Annotated in this window: 15 protein-coding genes; 8 read left to right on the forward strand and 7 right to left on the reverse strand. The window is 35.5% G+C overall.

The features are described 5' to 3' along the window. The first annotated feature begins 170 nt into the window (after positions 1-170). Positions 171-1481, forward strand: a complete 1311-nt coding sequence (locus tag EZ428_RS02145) for a M20/M25/M40 family metallo-hydrolase (protein WP_131551460.1) — start codon at positions 171-173, stop codon at positions 1479-1481. A gap of 112 nt (positions 1482-1593) precedes the next feature. Continuing rightward, a complete protein-coding gene (locus tag EZ428_RS02150) occupies positions 1594-4908 on the forward strand; it encodes a S41 family peptidase (RefSeq protein ID WP_131551461.1) in 3315 nt (1104 codons plus the stop codon). A 42-nt stretch (positions 4909-4950) separates the two neighbouring features. Here EZ428_RS02150 and EZ428_RS02155 read toward each other — a convergent pair whose 3' ends face one another. The 3 genes from EZ428_RS02155 to EZ428_RS02165 form a co-directional block, all read right to left on the reverse strand. Then, the gene (locus EZ428_RS02155; RefSeq protein WP_131551462.1) at positions 4951-5448 is read right to left on the reverse strand and encodes a GNAT family N-acetyltransferase; all 498 of its coding nucleotides are present in this window, start codon (positions 5446-5448) and stop codon (positions 4951-4953) included. Then, positions 5445-6008, reverse strand: a complete 564-nt coding sequence (locus EZ428_RS02160; RefSeq protein ID WP_131551463.1) for a thiamine pyrophosphokinase — start codon at positions 6006-6008, stop codon at positions 5445-5447. The genes EZ428_RS02155 and EZ428_RS02160 overlap by 4 nt, the downstream gene beginning before the upstream one ends. A 120-nt stretch (positions 6009-6128) precedes the next feature. Next, positions 6129-6737: a hypothetical protein gene (locus EZ428_RS02165; RefSeq protein WP_131551464.1), complete on the reverse strand. Its 609-nt coding sequence runs from the start codon at positions 6735-6737 to the stop codon at positions 6129-6131. Between the two features lie 53 nt (positions 6738-6790). Here EZ428_RS02165 and EZ428_RS02170 point away from each other — a divergent pair, with 53 nt between their 5' ends. Then, positions 6791-7291 carry a DUF1579 domain-containing protein gene (locus EZ428_RS02170; protein WP_131551465.1) on the forward strand — a complete coding sequence of 167 codons (501 nt, stop codon included), beginning with the start codon at positions 6791-6793 and terminating at the stop codon, positions 7289-7291. A gap of 138 nt (positions 7292-7429) precedes the next feature. On the opposite strand, the gene EZ428_RS02175 is transcribed toward EZ428_RS02170, so the two are convergent. Beyond that, on the reverse strand, positions 7430-8998 hold the full coding sequence (locus EZ428_RS02175) for a carbohydrate-binding domain-containing protein (RefSeq protein WP_131551466.1): 1569 nt from the start codon (positions 8996-8998) through the stop codon (positions 7430-7432). 191 nt (positions 8999-9189) lie between these two features. Then, positions 9190-10287: a DNA alkylation repair protein gene (locus EZ428_RS02180; RefSeq protein WP_131551467.1), complete on the reverse strand. Its 1098-nt coding sequence runs from the start codon at positions 10285-10287 to the stop codon at positions 9190-9192. A gap of 535 nt (positions 10288-10822) precedes the next feature. Here EZ428_RS02180 and EZ428_RS02185 point away from each other — a divergent pair. The 5 genes from EZ428_RS02185 to EZ428_RS02205 all read left to right on the forward strand — a co-directional run bounded on the left by EZ428_RS02185 (position 10823) and on the right by EZ428_RS02205 (position 15168). Beyond that, positions 10823-12022, forward strand: coding sequence for a hypothetical protein (locus tag EZ428_RS02185; protein WP_131551468.1), 1200 nt, complete (start codon positions 10823-10825; stop codon positions 12020-12022). 60 nt (positions 12023-12082) lie between these two features. Further along, positions 12083-12610, forward strand: a complete 528-nt coding sequence (locus tag EZ428_RS02190) for a hypothetical protein (RefSeq protein ID WP_205945586.1) — start codon at positions 12083-12085, stop codon at positions 12608-12610. A gap of 147 nt (positions 12611-12757) precedes the next feature. Next, positions 12758-13243 (forward strand): hypothetical protein, encoded by a 486-nt coding sequence (locus EZ428_RS02195; RefSeq protein ID WP_131551470.1) that lies wholly within the window; start codon positions 12758-12760, stop codon positions 13241-13243. A 5-nt stretch (positions 13244-13248) separates the two neighbouring features. Continuing rightward, on the forward strand, positions 13249-14196 hold the full coding sequence (locus EZ428_RS02200) for a DUF6175 family protein (protein ID WP_131551471.1): 948 nt from the start codon (positions 13249-13251) through the stop codon (positions 14194-14196). Positions 14197-14211: 15 nt separating this feature from the next. Next, positions 14212-15168, forward strand: coding sequence for a hypothetical protein (locus EZ428_RS02205; RefSeq protein ID WP_131551472.1), 957 nt, complete (start codon positions 14212-14214; stop codon positions 15166-15168). Positions 15169-15333: 165 nt separating this feature from the next. Here the strand turns inward: EZ428_RS02205 and EZ428_RS02210 are convergent, their stop codons facing one another. Next, a complete protein-coding gene (locus tag EZ428_RS02210) occupies positions 15334-16149 on the reverse strand; it encodes an SDR family oxidoreductase (protein ID WP_131551473.1) in 816 nt (271 codons plus the stop codon). Positions 16150-16541: 392 nt separating this feature from the next. Then, a complete protein-coding gene (locus EZ428_RS02215; protein ID WP_131551474.1) occupies positions 16542-17312 on the reverse strand; it encodes a sialate O-acetylesterase in 771 nt (256 codons plus the stop codon). Positions 17313-17315: the final 3 nt, after the last annotated feature.

Here is a 17315-nt window from a genome sequence, read left to right on the forward strand (position 1 = left end):
TTCTAATTCTTTGCAACTATACTTCAGGGTCCATCGTCTATTCAGTAATAATTTCCTCAAAAATTCTGCTTTTTTTAGGGATTAACGCTACCTTAAACCCGTATTTACACCAATCCTTAAATAATTGGGATATGTGCTAACAGAATTAAGAATCCTAACAACTTATTATAATGAAAAAAACACTTTACACCTTATTCTTAGCTTTTGCAGCTTCAGTTGCATCGGCTCAAGATATCAATAAAATTATTACCAAGGATTATGTAGACCACTTAATTAAAACGCTAAGCAGTGATGAAATGCAAGGTCGCAGAACCTTTACACCAGGCATCGATAAAGCTGCTTCGTTTATTGAAGGCGAGTTTAAACAAATTGGTTTAAAACCTTTAGCAGGTGCTTCAGGTTATCGCCAAACTTTTTATAAATATCAATTCAAACCTGTATCTGCAAAGGTAACCATAGATGGGCAAGCAGTTCCTTCTGAAAACATTGTAGTGGTTGGCCATAACAATGAGCAATTATCTTTTGACCAAACCAATAGTGATGGTTTCATCAAACTTGACCCAAGTAAAGATTTTATAACTCAATATAGAGGTTTAGCAAGAAGTGGTAAGAAACAATTGGTTTTAGTTGATGTAAATTTTGTTGATGCCTTTAACAGATTGAAAGGTCAGGCAGGAAGAGCTGTTGACGAAAAAGACTTAAATCCTGCAAAACCAAGTGCAATAGTTTTTGTGTTGGATAAAGACACCGTTGCTAAAGATTTTAAGGTTGAGTTGAAAAATGAAATCGTTAAAATGCCTTTGTTTAATGTGGCTGGCATTATCCCTGGAAAATCAAAAGCAAAGGAATTGGTGATTTTCTCTGGACATTATGACCATATGGGAATTGTAAAGGCTAAAGATGGCGACAGTATCATGAACGGTGCGGATGACGATGCATCTGGAACTTCAGCAATGATTGCCTTAGCCAAATACTACAAAAAACTAAACAACAATGAGCGTACGCTAATCTTTGTTGCCTTTACTGCAGAAGAAATTGGCGGTTTTGGTGCTCGTTATTTCTCACAGCAATTAAATCCAGATGATGTAGTTGCCATGTTTAATATTGAAATGATTGGAAAAGACAGCAAGTTTGGCAAAAATACTGCTTTTATAACTGGTTATGATAAATCAGATTTCGGACAGATTTTACAGAAAAATTTAGCTGGCACTGAATTTACTTTCCATCCAGACCCATATATTAAAGAGAATTTATTTTACAGAAGTGATAATGCAACTTTAGCAGCATTGGGCGTTCCTGCCCACACTATCAGTACAGATAAAATAGATGTTGATCCTTATTATCATCAACTAACTGACGAGTATAAAACATTGGATGTAGAAAATATTTTATCAACCATTAAAGCTATTGCAAAAAGTGCAGTAAGCATTGTAAAAGGTATTGACACACCAACTCGTATCCCCAAACTGGGACAACGCTAATAAGCTAGCCAAAAATTAATAAGTCAAAAAGCAGCCACAGATTTGCAGATTTACTTCGACTCCGCTCAGGATGACAATTTGCTAATCTGTGGCTTAAATTAAACAACACAAAATGAAAATTTTAAAATCTTTTAATCGCTCTCTTATTGGGTCTGCAATTTTAGCAACTCAATTCATTACTCCAGCTTTTTCCCAAAATAATGAGACCTTATTATTGCGGAGCCCATCAGTAAGTGCAAATCATATTGCATTTGTTTATGGTGGCGATATTTGGGTTGCCAACAGAGATGGAAGTAACGCAAAAAGACTTACCGTAAATCCTGCAGTTGAGCAGAGTCCTGTATTTTCTCCAAATGGAAAGTTGATTGCTTTTTCTGGCAATTATGATGGAAATAACGATGTATATATTATCCCCGTTGAAGGTGGTGAGCCAAAAAGAGTAACTTATCATCCTAATGGAGATGCTGTAAAAGGTTGGTTAAGTAACGATGAATTATATTTCACTTCTACACGCGATTACAATTTCGCATTAAGCCCAAGAATGCACAGCATTAACATTGATGGCACTAACGAAAAAGCACTGCCAATGCCAGAGGCAGTACAAGGCTCGCCATCGGCTGATAAAAGATATTGGGCATACATTAAAAACACTGATCCCACTGATAGGGCAAATGTCGCATTTAAAAGATACCGTGGTGGCGGTATGCCTCAGGTTTGGATTTTCGATACACAATCAAAAAACATTGAGATTATTCCGGGCACTGGAACTAACAATGTAAAACCACAATGGCTTGGCGATAAGGTTTATTACTTATCAGATAAAGACTTAACCTTAAACCTTTATAGCTATGATACAAAAAGTAAAAAGGTAGAGAAATTAACCAATTACAAAGATTACGATATCAAATCTTTAGTTGCAGGAAATGGCGCATTGGCTTTTGAACAAGGTGGAAAAATTCATCTGTTAGATGGAAAAACAAATAAAGTAACTGACATAAGTATAAATATTCAGGCAGACGCTCCTTACAAACGCCAGCATTACAATGATTTAGCAAACGACATTCGCAATTACGATACCTCTCCAAAAGGTGTTAGGGCTTTATTTGAAAGCAGGGGTGAAATCTTCTCTGTTCCAAAAGAAAAAGGTGATGCAAGAAATCTGTCTAATTCTCCAGGCAGTTATGAAAAATATCCAGGTTGGTCGCCAGATGGAAAATACATCTCATATTTATCTGATAAAAATGGAAAATATCAATTGGTATTGCAAAATCAAGTAACTAAAGGTGCACCAGAATATATAGACTTAGGAGATACACATTTCTATTTCCAACCTACTTGGTCGCCAGATAGCAAAAAGCTTTTCTATAGCGATAGTCATTTGAATCTCTGTTATATAGACATTAATACACGCAAACCAGTTCTGGTAAAACAAGATAAACTAGGTTCACACACCAATAGAACTTATAATCAATTGCAACCAGCTTGGTCTACAGATTCTAAATGGATTTCTTATGTGGCAACATTACCAAATACGGTAAGTGCAGTTTTTCTTTTCAATATTGAAAAAGGAACGCACACACAGATTACTGATGGAATGAGTAATGCTGCAAATCCAACTTTTAGCAAAGATGGAAAGTATTTATTCTTTATGGCAAGTACCGATGTGGGTTTAACAAATAGCGGTTTGCACATGTCTGCCTATCAGCGCCCAGTTAACTACACTGCCTATGCTTTAATTCTTTCTAAGAAAACGCCTTCATTATATAAAACAGAAAGTGATGAAGAAACTGTAAAAGCAGACGAAACTGAATCTCCCAAGAAAGAAGAGCCTAAAAAGGAAGAGCCTAAGAAAGCGGATAAGGATAAAAAATCGACTCCAGCAGTTGCTGCTACAACACCACTTAAAAAATCTGTAGAAATTGATTTAGATGATTTAAGCAATAGAATTATTGCATTGCCTCTTACAGGTATATCTGGACTTGATGGTGGTGTAGATGGTCAGTTATTGTTTGTTAAAGGTGGAGAATTAAGTGCTTTGGATTTAAGCAAAATGGAAAGCAAATCTTTAGTTTCTGGTGTGTTTGGTGCAAATGTAAGTGCTGATGGAAAGAGCATGATGTATGCAATGCGTGGTGGATATTACATTGTTCCTGCTGCTCAAAAACCTGCAACGTCTGAAACTGGAAAAATTAAATTAGACGGCATTAAAGTTCTGGTAGACCCAACTGCAGAATGGAAACAAATGTTTAATGAGGTTTGGCAGATGGAGAAAGAATATTTCTATGCAGAGAATATGCATGGTGCAGATTGGCCAGCTATTAAAGTTAAATATGAGAAGTTTTTACCTTATGTAAATCACCGTTCAGATTTAGCTTATTTGTTTAATGAAATGATGGGTGAAATGGTTGTTGGGCACAACTATATTTATCCTGGCGACGAGCCTACTGCACCAGCAGTTGGTGTAGGTTTGCTTGGGGCCGATTATACGATTGAAAATGGTTTCTATAAAATCAGCAAAATCTTTAATCGTTTAGATTGGAACCCAACATTTAAAGCTCCATTGGCAGAACCAGGATTAAACATTAACGAGGGAGATTATATTGTTGCCATTAATGGAGTTCCTTTAGATTCTAAAACTTCTATCTACAGTCTTTTTGATTTTAAAGCAGGTAAACAAGTAGCTATTAAAGTAAACAGCAAACCAACTTTGGTTGGTGCTAGAGAAGTTGTTGTGGTGCCAATTTCTGCCGCTGCAGAAATGGAATTAAGAAAAATGGCTTGGGTTGAAAAGAACCGTAAAAAAGTTGATGAATTAAGTGGTGGTCAAATTGCTTATGTGTATATGCCAAATACAGGTCAAGACGGCTTCACTTATTTTAATCGTTACTACTTCTCACAAATGGATAAAAAAGCCTTGTTGCTAGACGAACGTAATAATGGCGGTGGTTCTGTTGCCGATTATGTCATCGATTTATTAAGTCGCGAATTGGTAAGCTATTGGGCAATTAGGGATGGTAAAAGTTTTACCACGCCAGGTAATGGTATTTTTGGGCCAAAGGCGATGTTGATTAATGAAAATGCAGGTTCTGGTGGCGATATGATGCCATATATGTTCAAAGAAAAAGGATTAGGCAAATTGGTTGGGCGTACAACGATGGGAATTTTGGTAGGTATTAGTGGTTATCCGTCGTTATTAGATGGTGGTAGCATTACCTCTCCAAACTTTGGAATTTATGATACGAGCGGTAAATGGATTATAGAAAACGAAGGTGTTGCACCAGATGTTTTTATAGAGCAAACTCCAAAAGATTTATTAGATGGTAAAGACCCTCAACTAGAACGCACCATCAAATTGCTACAAGATGAGATGAAAACCTATAAATATCCTAATGTTTCTAAACCAAAAGACCCAATTAGAGGGCATTAAAAAAGATAGCAGTTTCAGTTGGCAATTGTTAACTGAAAACTGTTAACTGAATTGCAGTTCCATTACAAAATCATCCATAACGAATCCGTTGCCAATATCTATGGTAACGGATTCGTTTATTTTAAAGCCACTTTTAAGGTAAAAGTCTTTCGATTTATTATTCTTGTTTACGTTGAGCTCAAGTGATTTCCCGCCTTTGCGTTTAGCTAAGTTAATTACTTCATTCATTAATATTTTGCCCACACCTTTGCCATGCATTTCTGGCAACACATAAATTTTGTGCAGTTTATATATATCACTTTCTGTATCTACAATAGAATAACAAGCAAAACCTACATCCTTATCTTCTTCAGAAGCCATTAAAAAAACATAACCTTTTTCTAACTGAGTTAACAATTCGCCTTGGTTATACATCAGTTTGAGCATGTAATTTATTTGTTCTTCGCTAATGTATTGTCCATAAGTATTTGGCCAAATTCTTTCTGCTAAATCTGCCACTATCGGCATATCTTCGGTTTTACCTCTTCTTAAAAGTATCATAACAATTCTGTCAAAAACAAATATTCGGTTATAAATTCAAAACTCACAAAACCGTCTTTCATTACCTCAAAACTTCCCTCGTCAATTGGTTTTAAATTACTGGTTTCGAAATAAGAAATGATGTCTATTTTAAAAATTGTACCAGCCGGTTTCCAAACACTAAAACCAGGTTTTACAGGATAACTCTTCTCAGTTTCTGTAAATAGAACAATGTCTATTTCTGTAATTAGGTGTGCTAAATCATCAAATTTATTTTCTTTACTGATGATGTTTACTGCCGGGTATTTCTCTGCTACCAAATATTTAACAACTGCTTGCAAGCTTTCTGTTGGAGAGAGAATCCATTTTGTGTTTTCCTGAATGTGGGCGCTTTCTTCGTTTCCAATAACCACATCTACCTTTAAACCCAAAGAGATTGCTTTTTCATATTCGCTACTTGCCACTAATAAAGTCGGGCTCCATTCTAATAACTGGCCAAGATACTCCTCGTTAAAATTGCCTAAATGATGTATATATAAAGCTGGCTCTTGTTTTTCTCTTACAATGTGATGTGATGACATAAAGCGAAGTTAAATTAATTTTAGATTTACCAAACTTGTCTCTTGCAGATGATGCTAATTACGCAGATTTTGACCTGACTTTATCTGCGTGATCTGCAAAATCAGCGGGCAATAATTAAGTTAATTCTCTTTTATAAAAGAAGAATTCTTAAAAGCATTCAACAAATTTTCTTTATCAGTTTCATTGTTATAATTAATATTCACGCCAAAATCATAACCTTTTATCAATTGGTTAAACATAATTTGATTCATTAAAACTTCACCAGTTGGCCCATAAATTTTAATGTTAAACGTCTGAAAGGTTAGCCCAGCTATTTCTTCCTTTCCTGACAAGGTATCAATTTTAATCTTCTGATTGGTGTAAGTATCGAATATCAATTTTTTAATCAACTGATTATTGACTAGGTAATCTCCTGCCTTTTTTTCCGCGTAAGGCTCTATCGTTGCGCCAAAAGAATTGAATTGATTTTTCTGAAAATTAACTAAATGCCTTAAGCTGTCCATTTTTATATCGCCTTCGGCAACTTTTCCAATTGCTTCTTTTCCCTTTTGCTCGTTAGCTGCAATTCTAGATTGGCTTAAAGACTGAAAACCTGCTGGAATTTCAATTGTCCAACCAATTTCCTCATTAGTATAAGTTTCAAGTTTTGGTTTTTCTTGTTTGGGTGATGAATTACAGGCTATAAATATGGTAATCACAGCAAAAATAGAGAATAGGATTGTTTTCATAGAAATAGGTTTGACTAACCGTAAATTTAAATAAATTCTGTATTTTAGTGTTGATGAGCAAAAGTAAATTCGAAATTAGCAGAGAAAGTGGTCAACATTTAAGGCTGGCTGCATTAGTAGGTAGTTGGGATGGCAACACTCGTACTTGGTTTGAGAAAGATATATTGGCTGATGAATCGCCGATGCGTGGAAAAATAACCCTATTAATGGATGGGCGTTTTCTAAACTATGAATACGAAGGCACGTTAAACGGTAAACCATACGAAGGTAGAATGACCTGGGCTTATGATTTAGGTAATGAGAAATGCCAATGCAGCTGGATAGATACCTTCCATATGGGAACAGCCATTATGCATTCTGAAGGCTCGGAAACTGGAAATGGTTTTTCGGTTACTGGCCAATATGGTTGGATTGGAATTGATGCGCCTTGGAGCTGGAGAACAGAATTAGAGATTATTAACTCAGACCAATTTATATTGAGGGCCTATAATATTTCGCCAGAAGGAGACGAGGCAAAAGCCACAGAAACCATTTATCACAGGATAAAGCTGTAGTTTCGGTCGGTGAGACACCAACCGATAGATGCTCAGTGTTCAACTCCCTCACTTCTGGGGTGGGGTAAGGTGAAGCTTAAAAAAAGTGGATTTGACATCCATCAAATCCACTGTGGTAACCAAAAAAACTAATCTAATCTATCCCCTGCTAATACTACCACCGATTTGAGTTACTACGTTGGTAGTAGTAAAAGTAGTTCCTTGCGTACCAGAAGTATAAGTTCCAGTTAAGTATAATCCATAAAAGTTAGTTGCTTCTGCAGAAACACTTCCGCCAGTATAAACTGTATAGGCGGTGCTTGCTTTTAATTTAGAGCTAGCATAAACTAATGTTGTATAGGCTTTTGGAGCTAAAAATGTGAGTGCTTCTGTGCCGTCTGCCGCTTCAATATGTATAATTTTGTTTGCTGCACCACTTCCCATAACCACACTTCTTACTGTACTTACGCTTGCAGTTGGTCCGCTGGTTGAGCCTGCAATACCTACCACCAATCCACCTGTTATTTTTAATGTTCTCGCATCGCAATCTATACTAGCCTCCGGAGAATTTGCGCCGATTACTACAGTTTTGCCTCCTGTTATTGTTAAAGTTCCATTAGAATCTATCGCATCATTATTTGTAGCATAAGCATAAATATTTCCTCCGTTTATATAAATTGCTTTTGCAGCGTTAATTCCATCATCGTATGTGTTAATAGCAATTGTTCCTTTGTTAATGGTTAAAACCCCTTTACTTTCAATGCCTTCACCTTTGGTGGATGTTACTGTAATTGTTCCTCCGTTTATAGTTACATACGGAATAATTGTCGCGTCGGCTCCTTCATAAGATGCAGAAATTCCTTTATCAACTGTTGTTGTGGTAATGGTACCATCGTTAATAATCACGTGGCCTTCATCTGCCTGAATTCCATCGCCCGTGGCTGTAATTTTAAGAGTTCCTCCGTCTATGATAATAGCATCATTGGTATGAATTCCATCTGAAACGGCACTTGTTACATTAATATTTCCTTCAATTACTCTTAAATAATCATCACTTGCGATGGCGTGTTTACAATTGCTTTTTACATTTAAAGTTCCAGTACCCAAAAACACCATTTGACCTTCACTAAAAATAGTTCCCTTCGTATCCTCAGTTGAAGTTGCATAAGTTGTGCCATCTGCTAAAGTATTTGTGGTGCCCTCTTTAACTTCTATAAAAGACCTCTTTGATGATTGAATATTTATCGCAGGACCATCATTATTAGTTATGGTTGCTCCATTTAAAGTTAGTTTGAATTTTTTATCGCTGTAAACTTTAACAGAACCATTAGTGGTTGTCCCTGAGATTTGAAAATCAACGCCAGTAGCTGTTGAGGTAATGATTACATCTCCTCCACTTTGTGTAATGGCAACACCAGAAGCGGATAAAGGATTAGTAATTGTAATTGTTGTGCCAAATGTGATAGATACCACACTGCCAAAAGTAGAGTTGGCTATTAAATCATCTACATTTGCGCCAACTTCTGTTGAACCTTCGGCGATGCCAGAAGTAATGCTTGTGTTATCAATTACAGAAGTTTTACCTGAACCTGTGGTTGTGGTGGAGATTTCGGTAGTACTAGCCGTCGTGCTGCTTTTTTTGCATCCGCTAATAAAGATTAACAAGCCGATCATCATTGCTGCCGCTAATACAAAAATATTAGTCTCTATGTTTTTCTTCGAATTCATGTACTTAAATATTAAGGTTAAACATTTGATGTTTCAAACATAAATACTTAAATATTTAAAAAAACTAAGTGTCGATAAAGAAGAATATTGTATCGCTAAGTGACTTTAATTTAACATCTATTAACAAAATTTTAATGAATAAGTATCGTCATACTGAACTTGTTTCAGCATCCAGCTTCTAGGAAAGCGACCTAAAGCAATTCAAAATCCCCAATTACAGTTTCTACCCCATTAACCATAATTGATAATTTATGGTACCCAGTATAAAATTTTCTAGTGGTAATTAACTTAAAGCTTTGCCTACGTTTTACTTTTATCTCCGCACCTTCGGGATAAGATTTCTCGTTGATCTTAAAAACTTTACCAGCTAAGCCACCATTATTTTTCAAGTAATAAAGCGTGTATTCTAACCTGATGTAACGCTCAATTTTATCTTCATTTTTAATGATGAAAGAAAACTCCACCTCGCCACCAATATTAATTTTTGGCGTTTCAATCTTAAAATCAATAACCGATAAATGCGTAGCATCTAAACCATAAAAACTTAAAATTTCTGGGTGCCCACTTTTCAATAGACTTCTGCAAGCATGTTTAATAATCGCATCAGTTTCTTTGCCCAAACCTTTCCATTTTTTGGCAATACCGATAACAACTTCAGGATTATCTTTTGTGATGTCGTTTAAATTATTGGCAACACTTCGCCTTACATATTCAGATGAGTCGTTCTTTAAGTTTTCTAAAATTGGAAGGATTAGTGCAGGGTCTTTTTTTAGTGCCGGAATTGCTGCACCCCAAGGTAATCTTGGTCTGCTTCCTTCACTTGCAAAACGGCGAACGTGATGGTTTGCGTGTGTTGACATTTTCAACATTTCATCCATCATTTGATCGCCATATTTTAAGAGAAATGGCCTCACTGCAAATTCTGCACTTATAAACTGGGTTAAAAACTCCAAGGCTATAACAGAATTTTCAAAATCATCTAATCCATAAGTGGCTATATAATCTGGCAAAAACATAAATACCAAGCCCTGTTCTCCAAAACCATCTGCTCTTAATTGCTCAACAATTAGCTCCATCAATTTTGCACTTTCTGCAAAATCTTTTGGCATAAAACCATGAAGGACTCTTGTTGTGTGCTGCACTCTTTCTTTCCATTCCATTTTATAAAAAGCATCCGACAAAATAGATTTCATGAATTTTTCAGGCACAAAATCAGGTATAACTTTTTCAAAGCTAGATGCCAATCTTTCGAAAAATGGTTTATTATAGATGTCTTTAATTAATCCCATAAGGAAAATGATTACATAGATTTAATTTGATTGCACAGATGGGAATAAACCATCAAGACGTTTGGAAAATTAAGCAAAGAATTGGAGCAGTTACAAACAAGATTTCAACAAAAATCAGCTATAGAAAATTTACAGACTTTACTAACAATTACGCAATTTTCCATTATGGTTATTCTTTCAAAACCTTAATTACATTACTAATTAAATGATAGCAAAATACCTAATTATAGGTATTTCTTTTTGTTTTTAATATGTTGAGATTTAGTAAATAAAATTAACTAAAAACCAAATTTGAATTAACCCAAGCGATAAAGAGAAGCTAAACATCCAATAAATGGATTGGTAACAAACTCTTATTCGTAAACACTGGCTCTCAAATCCAGTAAATTTTTATTTTATGGAAAGACATTACTGTCCTTTATGGGCTAGTTTTTGGTTTCATCATAAGTGTTCAAATTGCAACACTTGAAATTGGTAAAAACCGATTACAAACTCCTATACCTAATAATTTTAATGCACTCAAATACTAAAAATCATGAAAAAAAACTTACTAATTATCGGACTAATAATCTTTGTAATGCCGCTTTCTTATGCGCAACAGATTAAAAAAAATAGCGATAGCGTTTCTGCAAGTTACAAACGTAGTTCTCTTTATACCTTAATGACAACCAACTCGTCAAGAGAGTACGAAACAGACATTCAAAAGTACTTTGTTGATAGGGTTTTACCAGATAAATATAACAACCATAATTTAAGTGAAAGATATATTGAAGCTTCAAGCGCAAAAGACGAATTAACTAACATCAAGAACTATTTAGCAGCTAATAAAATTGCACAGAAATTAGTAGCCAAATGGTTTAATCGAAGTGAAAAGGGAGGCTTTAATATGAATTTGATTAAAGAAAGAGGGTTCTATGACGCAAATATTTTAAACATTGAGGTTGCAAAATCGAGTAAAAGGGGTTTATCTGCCTTGGCTGATGCGGGGGAGGAACTAATCGGTAACACCTTTGTATTGGTAAACGATTCTAAATATACCAATAAAGAAGAAGTAGCGGGTAAAGCCAGGGCGCTCTTAGGCGCCTTTGCTTCTAAGCTTGGCGCGGTAGGCAGTCAATTAGCCGATCAGGGGTTAAAAACCTTTGGTAAAGGGTTTGTTGTGGCTACTCACTCACATTTGTTTAAACTGGTGTGGAATGAGGAAATACAAAGCAGGTTTTATAACGAGCTATGGGCTGATGACAAAACCATAACGCCTGCAAAAAAACTAGCTTTTGATAATGCCGATTTCTTTAAACTAGAATATATTGGCACTGATAAATCATTTGCTGATGTACAGTCTACAGCATACACAACCAAATCAAATAGCGAGTTAATTGGCAGAGCGACAGTAAAATCAATAGAGAATGTAATATCTAAACTACAAGGTGAATATGATGTTTTTAAAACAAAAATGCCATTGTTTAGCATTGAACCATTAACCGCAAAAATTGGCTTAAAAGATGGTGTAACAGAGAAAACTAAGTTCGAAGTTTTAGAACAACAAGAAGACGAAAAGGGCAAAACAAAGTTTGTACAAATTGGAACCCTAAAAGTTGATACTAAATATCCTATTTGGGATAATAAGTTTGCAGCCGACGAGGAAAATCCTAATCAAAAAACTGACAAAACCTATTTCAAAAAAGTAAGCGGTAAAGATTTTTATCCGGGTTTATTAATCAGACAGGTTAAGTAGCCTAATTCTTGAATTGAGCCTAAATTTCACATCATTAATCCATTACTAACCATCATAAAAATGAGTATTAAATCAGTTCTAATTATTGTCCTTACCACAATAACATTTGTTGCAAAGGCACAACAAAAATTTACAAAAGTTAAACCCACCGAAGAAGATAAACAAACCTATGCTTGGAATTATGAGATAGAATGTGCTGGCGTAGGTACAGACGGAATGTATTTGGTAAAAGTTTACACCATCTCAAGCAAATCAAAACTAGATCTTGAACAAGCGAAAAAAAATGCTGTTCACGGTGTAATTTTTAAAGGATTTCCTGGTAAAGATGGGTGTAAATCTCAAAAAGCCATAGCCACAAACCCGAATATCGAATATGAAAAAAACGATTTCTTTATGAACTTTTTTCAAGATAACGGGAAATACATGAAATACGTTAGCTTATCTAACGCAGGCCAAATTGATGCAAAAGATACCAAAAAAGTAGGCAAAGAATTTAAGATTGGTGTAATTGTAACCGTATCAAAAGATGCATTACGCAAAGATTTAGAAGAGGCAGGAATTATTAGAGGGTTAAACTCTGGGTTTTAAAAAAATTAAGATGAAACCATCATGATCTTCAAAATCATAGCTAATGAACGAATCATGTTAGCTTCATCACAATTAAAAACAAACCGAGTTTACGAGCTCGTTAATACAAATGTAAACCATCAATAAGACATTAATAATTTATACAGGATGAAAAAATTAAAATTATTGGCATTTATAATAGCCATAATAAGCTGTTCATGCAGTCAAAAAGTAGTTTTGGACAAAGGCAACTATAACTATCAAGTTGCAGGAATTAGTACCGATGGTAATGGCCGTTTAATTGTAAAATCATTTGCAACAGGCAGAACCTATGAAGAGATTAAAGTTAACGTATTAAAAAAGGTAATTAGAGAAATTGTTTTTGTTGGTATTACCAATGGCAACAATGCCATGTTTCAAAAACCAATTATTACCGATGTAAGAGTAGAAACTGATAAGCAGGACTATTTCTTAAAGTTTTACACTTCGTTACTATCAACACAAGACTTTGTAAGCATATCAAGGGAATTTGCAACCAAACAAGAAATTAAAATGTTAGAAAAGACACAAAATTTGGCGCTAGGTTTTGAAATTTCAGTTGATAGATCGCGAATAAAAGAAAAACTCATGAATGAGGGTATAATTAAAAATTAAGTGATATGAAAAGAAAAATACTTCTGGCTATAACGATAATACTTTTGCATACACAGGTATTTTCGCAAGCAAAAAAACCCCGTATAATGATTGTGCCCAGCGATGCATGGTGCATAACTAAAGGGTACTATACCTCTTTTGATGATCAGGGCACAAAAAAACAAATACCTGATTATAAAAAAGCATTTCAAAACGATCTTGATTTGAAATTAGTGATTAGCAAGATTAATGGCGTAATGGGAGAGAAAGGCTTTCCTTTAATCAGTTTAGAGCAAACATTAAAAAGCTTAGAAACAAATAGTGCCGAAGATGCCATATTGACTTCAAAAACAGGGGGAGGTGTAACCGAATCGCCAATTGATAAGTTACGTAAAACAGCAAAAGCGGATATAATAATGGATCTTTCTTACCGGGTAAACGAAAGTGGACCAAAAAAATATGTAAGTTTTATACTGGCTGGGTTAGACGCTTACTCAAATAAGGAAATTGCAACGGCAACGGGTAATGGCGCACCCTCTTTTTCTGTTGATGTGCCTATTTTACTTGAGGAGGCAGTTCTCAATCACATGGATAATTTTAGTAATTCATTACAAAAGCACTTTGATGATTTGTTTGAAAACGGTAGAGAGATTTCTATCTACGTTAAAAAATTCGATACTTGGTCTGGCGATTTAGAAAAAGAATATAACGGTGAAGAATTGGGAACCCTGATTGAAAATTGGATGAAAGCAAATACGGTAAAGGGGCGCTTTAGTACTGTAGATGCTACTGAAAACCAAATGCATTTCGATCAAGTACGCATTCCGCTTTATGATGCTTCAGGTAATGCTATCGATGCTAGAGCGTTTGCAAGAAATCTACAAAAATTCTTAAGTGCGGCTCCTTTTTCAATTGTAAATAAATTGATGACAAAAGGACTTGGTCAAGCAGTAATTGTTTTAGGAGAAAAATAAACTAAACGAAAAAACATGAAAAAATTATTATTTTTCTTACTTGCCTTATCGCCTGTTTTTGGTGTTTTTGCTCAAAATAGCCAGGGTAAGGTTGATGATTTTGGAAGAATTACCTTAGCGGCCTATGTTCCAGAACAAATTGATGAAATGCCGGTTTCGGCTAGAAGCATTTTGTCTAATAAATTAAGCCAAATTGTTACGGAAAGTGGTATGGGGGGAAGCGCCATGAACGAACGTTTTATCATTACAGCAAATGTTAGCGTCATGTCTAAAAACATAACGGCAACAGCGCCGGCTATGCATGCCTTATCATTAGATATTACGCTTTACATTGGCGACGGTATTGACGGCACAAAGTTCTCAAGCACATCAGTAAGCGTTAAAGGTGTTGGAGAAAATGAAACTAAAGCCTATATCTCTGCCATAAAAGGTATCAATGCAAACAATAATGCCATTAAAACATTTATAGAATCTGGAAAGGCTAAAATTTTAAAATATTACAATACCAAATGTGATTTTATTATTAGCGATGCACAAAGCTTGGCTAGTCAGGGTAGATATGAAGAAGCTTTTTATAAATTATCAGGCATACCAGAAATTAGTAAAGATTGTTATAACAAGGCAAGATCTATCATTATCCCTATCTACAAAAAGCATAGAGATAAGATCTGCCAAACCAGATTAATGGAAGCAAAAACAATTTGGGCGGCAAGCCAAAATTATGATGGCGCTGTCGCTGCGGGAGATATCTTAAGTCAGATAGATCCAACTTCTGCTTGTTATGCTGAAGTGAAAAAATTTGTTGCTGAAATTGCTAAGGGTGTGAAAGAAAAAGACAATAAAGAATGGCAGTTTATATTTAAACAACAGCAATTAGATTCTGATGTTCTTAAATCAGCTTACAGTTTGGGTATGGCTTATGCCAATCGTCAACCGCAAGCTGTAGTTTATAATGTAAAGGGTTGGTGGTAAATTAGCGTCTCTCAATTTAAGGTTAAAAATCTAGGCTAATATTATTAGTCCTAGATTTTTTGCTTTGAGACCAGTAGATGCATAAAAAAGATTTTCCTAGGAACGAGAGTATAATGAATAACCCTTCTAATAGATTCTTCGCCTCGCTCTGAATGACAAAAGTGGTTAAACTCCGCTATTCACAAAAAAGCCGCCATCAACATTAATAACCGTTCCCGTTACAAAAGCTGAAGCGTCGCTTAACAACCATTGCAAAGCACCAATCAATTCATCGGTATCACCAAAACGTTTAAATGGAGTTTGTTTAATTACCAAGTTACCACGTTCTGTATAAGAACCATCCGTGTTGGTTAATAAAGCTCTATTTTGTTCGGTTAAAAAGAAACCAGGGGCGATCGCGTTCATCCTTACTTTATCACCAAAACGATTAGCCAATTCTACGGCAAACCATTGCGTATAACAGTCAATTGCTGCCTTACCCATGCTATAACCCAAAACCCTAGTAATTACTCTTTTAGAACTCATTGAAGAGATATTTACAATACTCCCTGTACCTGCTTGTAACATTGCCTTACCGAAAATTTGAGTCGGAATTAACGTCCCCCAAAGATTTAATTCCATCGCTTTGCGCATGCCGTCAACGTTCATCCCGAAAATATCATCGTCTTTCATGATAATAGCCTCAGGTATATTTCCTCCGGCTGCGTTTACCAAGCCATCAATTCTTCCAAAAGCTGCTAAAACTTCATCTCTGGCTTGCTCTAATGCTTTTTCATCAAGTACATCAGCAATTAATGCGATTGCCTTACCGCCGTTTCTAATCACTTCTTCAGCTCTTTCATTGGCAACTTTTTCATTTCTTCCTAAAATCCCAACCGTTCCACCCGCTTCTACTATCCCTTTTATAAATGATTTTCCTATGATTCCTGTTCCGCCTGTCACAACGATTACTTTTCCTTCTAAAGAGAATTTGTTATTCATTATTTATATTTTTAATCAATTATTTACATCAATTTTCTAAGGTAGTAATTCTATTTTAAAGCACTTATTTCTACGTGGCTAAAACGCTAATAAGGCAACTATATGGCTCTCAAAATTGGTGCTAAAAAAGTAAAGTGGAAACTTCCGAATCATTACTATCGACCAAATATTTGGGGAATTAGTTTTGCCCGCTGATGAACGCTAATCTCGCAGATAAAAGAAGATTAGGATTTACCAAATAGAATGCCTTCGCCAAAAAAACATCTGCGCAATCCCCAAAACCTGCGGGAGAAAATATAAGCCCTCTGATGTACGCAAATTACGAGATAAAAGAATATTATGATTCGTTATGTTTATAAACGCTAGAAAAAATCTGCGGGAGAAAGGAAAACTTACTTCTTAATCAGCATTAACATTTCCTTTGCGAAGCGGACACCATATGTAGTTGCAGAAGGGCTATCGAAATGCGTAGTATCTCCTTTATGGGTTAAACCTTCTGAAGTAACATAATTGGTGAGCTTAATTTTTTGAGGAACCTGATGCAATACCTCATTAATTAACTTATAGTTATCACGATATTGACCTAGCTCGCCAACCACAAAAGGTAAGTTTGGATTATTGGTTTCTTTACGAACTCGTTCAATTAAAGCAGTTAATTTTTCTAAGTAAACCGCAGCAGATTTAGGATTACTGTCTGATTCTCCCTGCAACCAAATTGCTCCATTAATTTTCCCTAGTTTCATAGCTTCCTTTATCCTTAATAAGGCATCATCATAAGGATGTGTGTTGGTAGATTTATCAAAAGCACCAGGTTCCCATTTAGCAATTGATGTTCCACCAACCGCACAAGGAACTAGATAGATGGAATCTTTCGGAAAAGCATCAGCCAATGCTGCACCAAATGCTAAACCCGGACCAACGCCTGCTACCTTTGGTTTATCGAAATGGATTGGATGTTTAGCAGCAACCCATTCGTTATTTGCATTGAGCATTAAAACCCTAGTATGTTGCAGTTCTTTATATTCATCTGTAATTACACCACGACCAGCCATATTGCTCTGCCCCATTAACAAATAAATTTGCTTCCTCGGCTTCTCTGACCAATTTTTAAGCCTAAAACTAAAACAAACTAATGTTAACGCAACAAATACAAGGTATTTCATAGA

Origin of the sequence: Pedobacter frigiditerrae, assembly GCF_004331645.1 — a bacterium.
Lineage (GTDB): Bacteria > Bacteroidota > Bacteroidia > Sphingobacteriales > Sphingobacteriaceae > Pedobacter > Pedobacter frigiditerrae.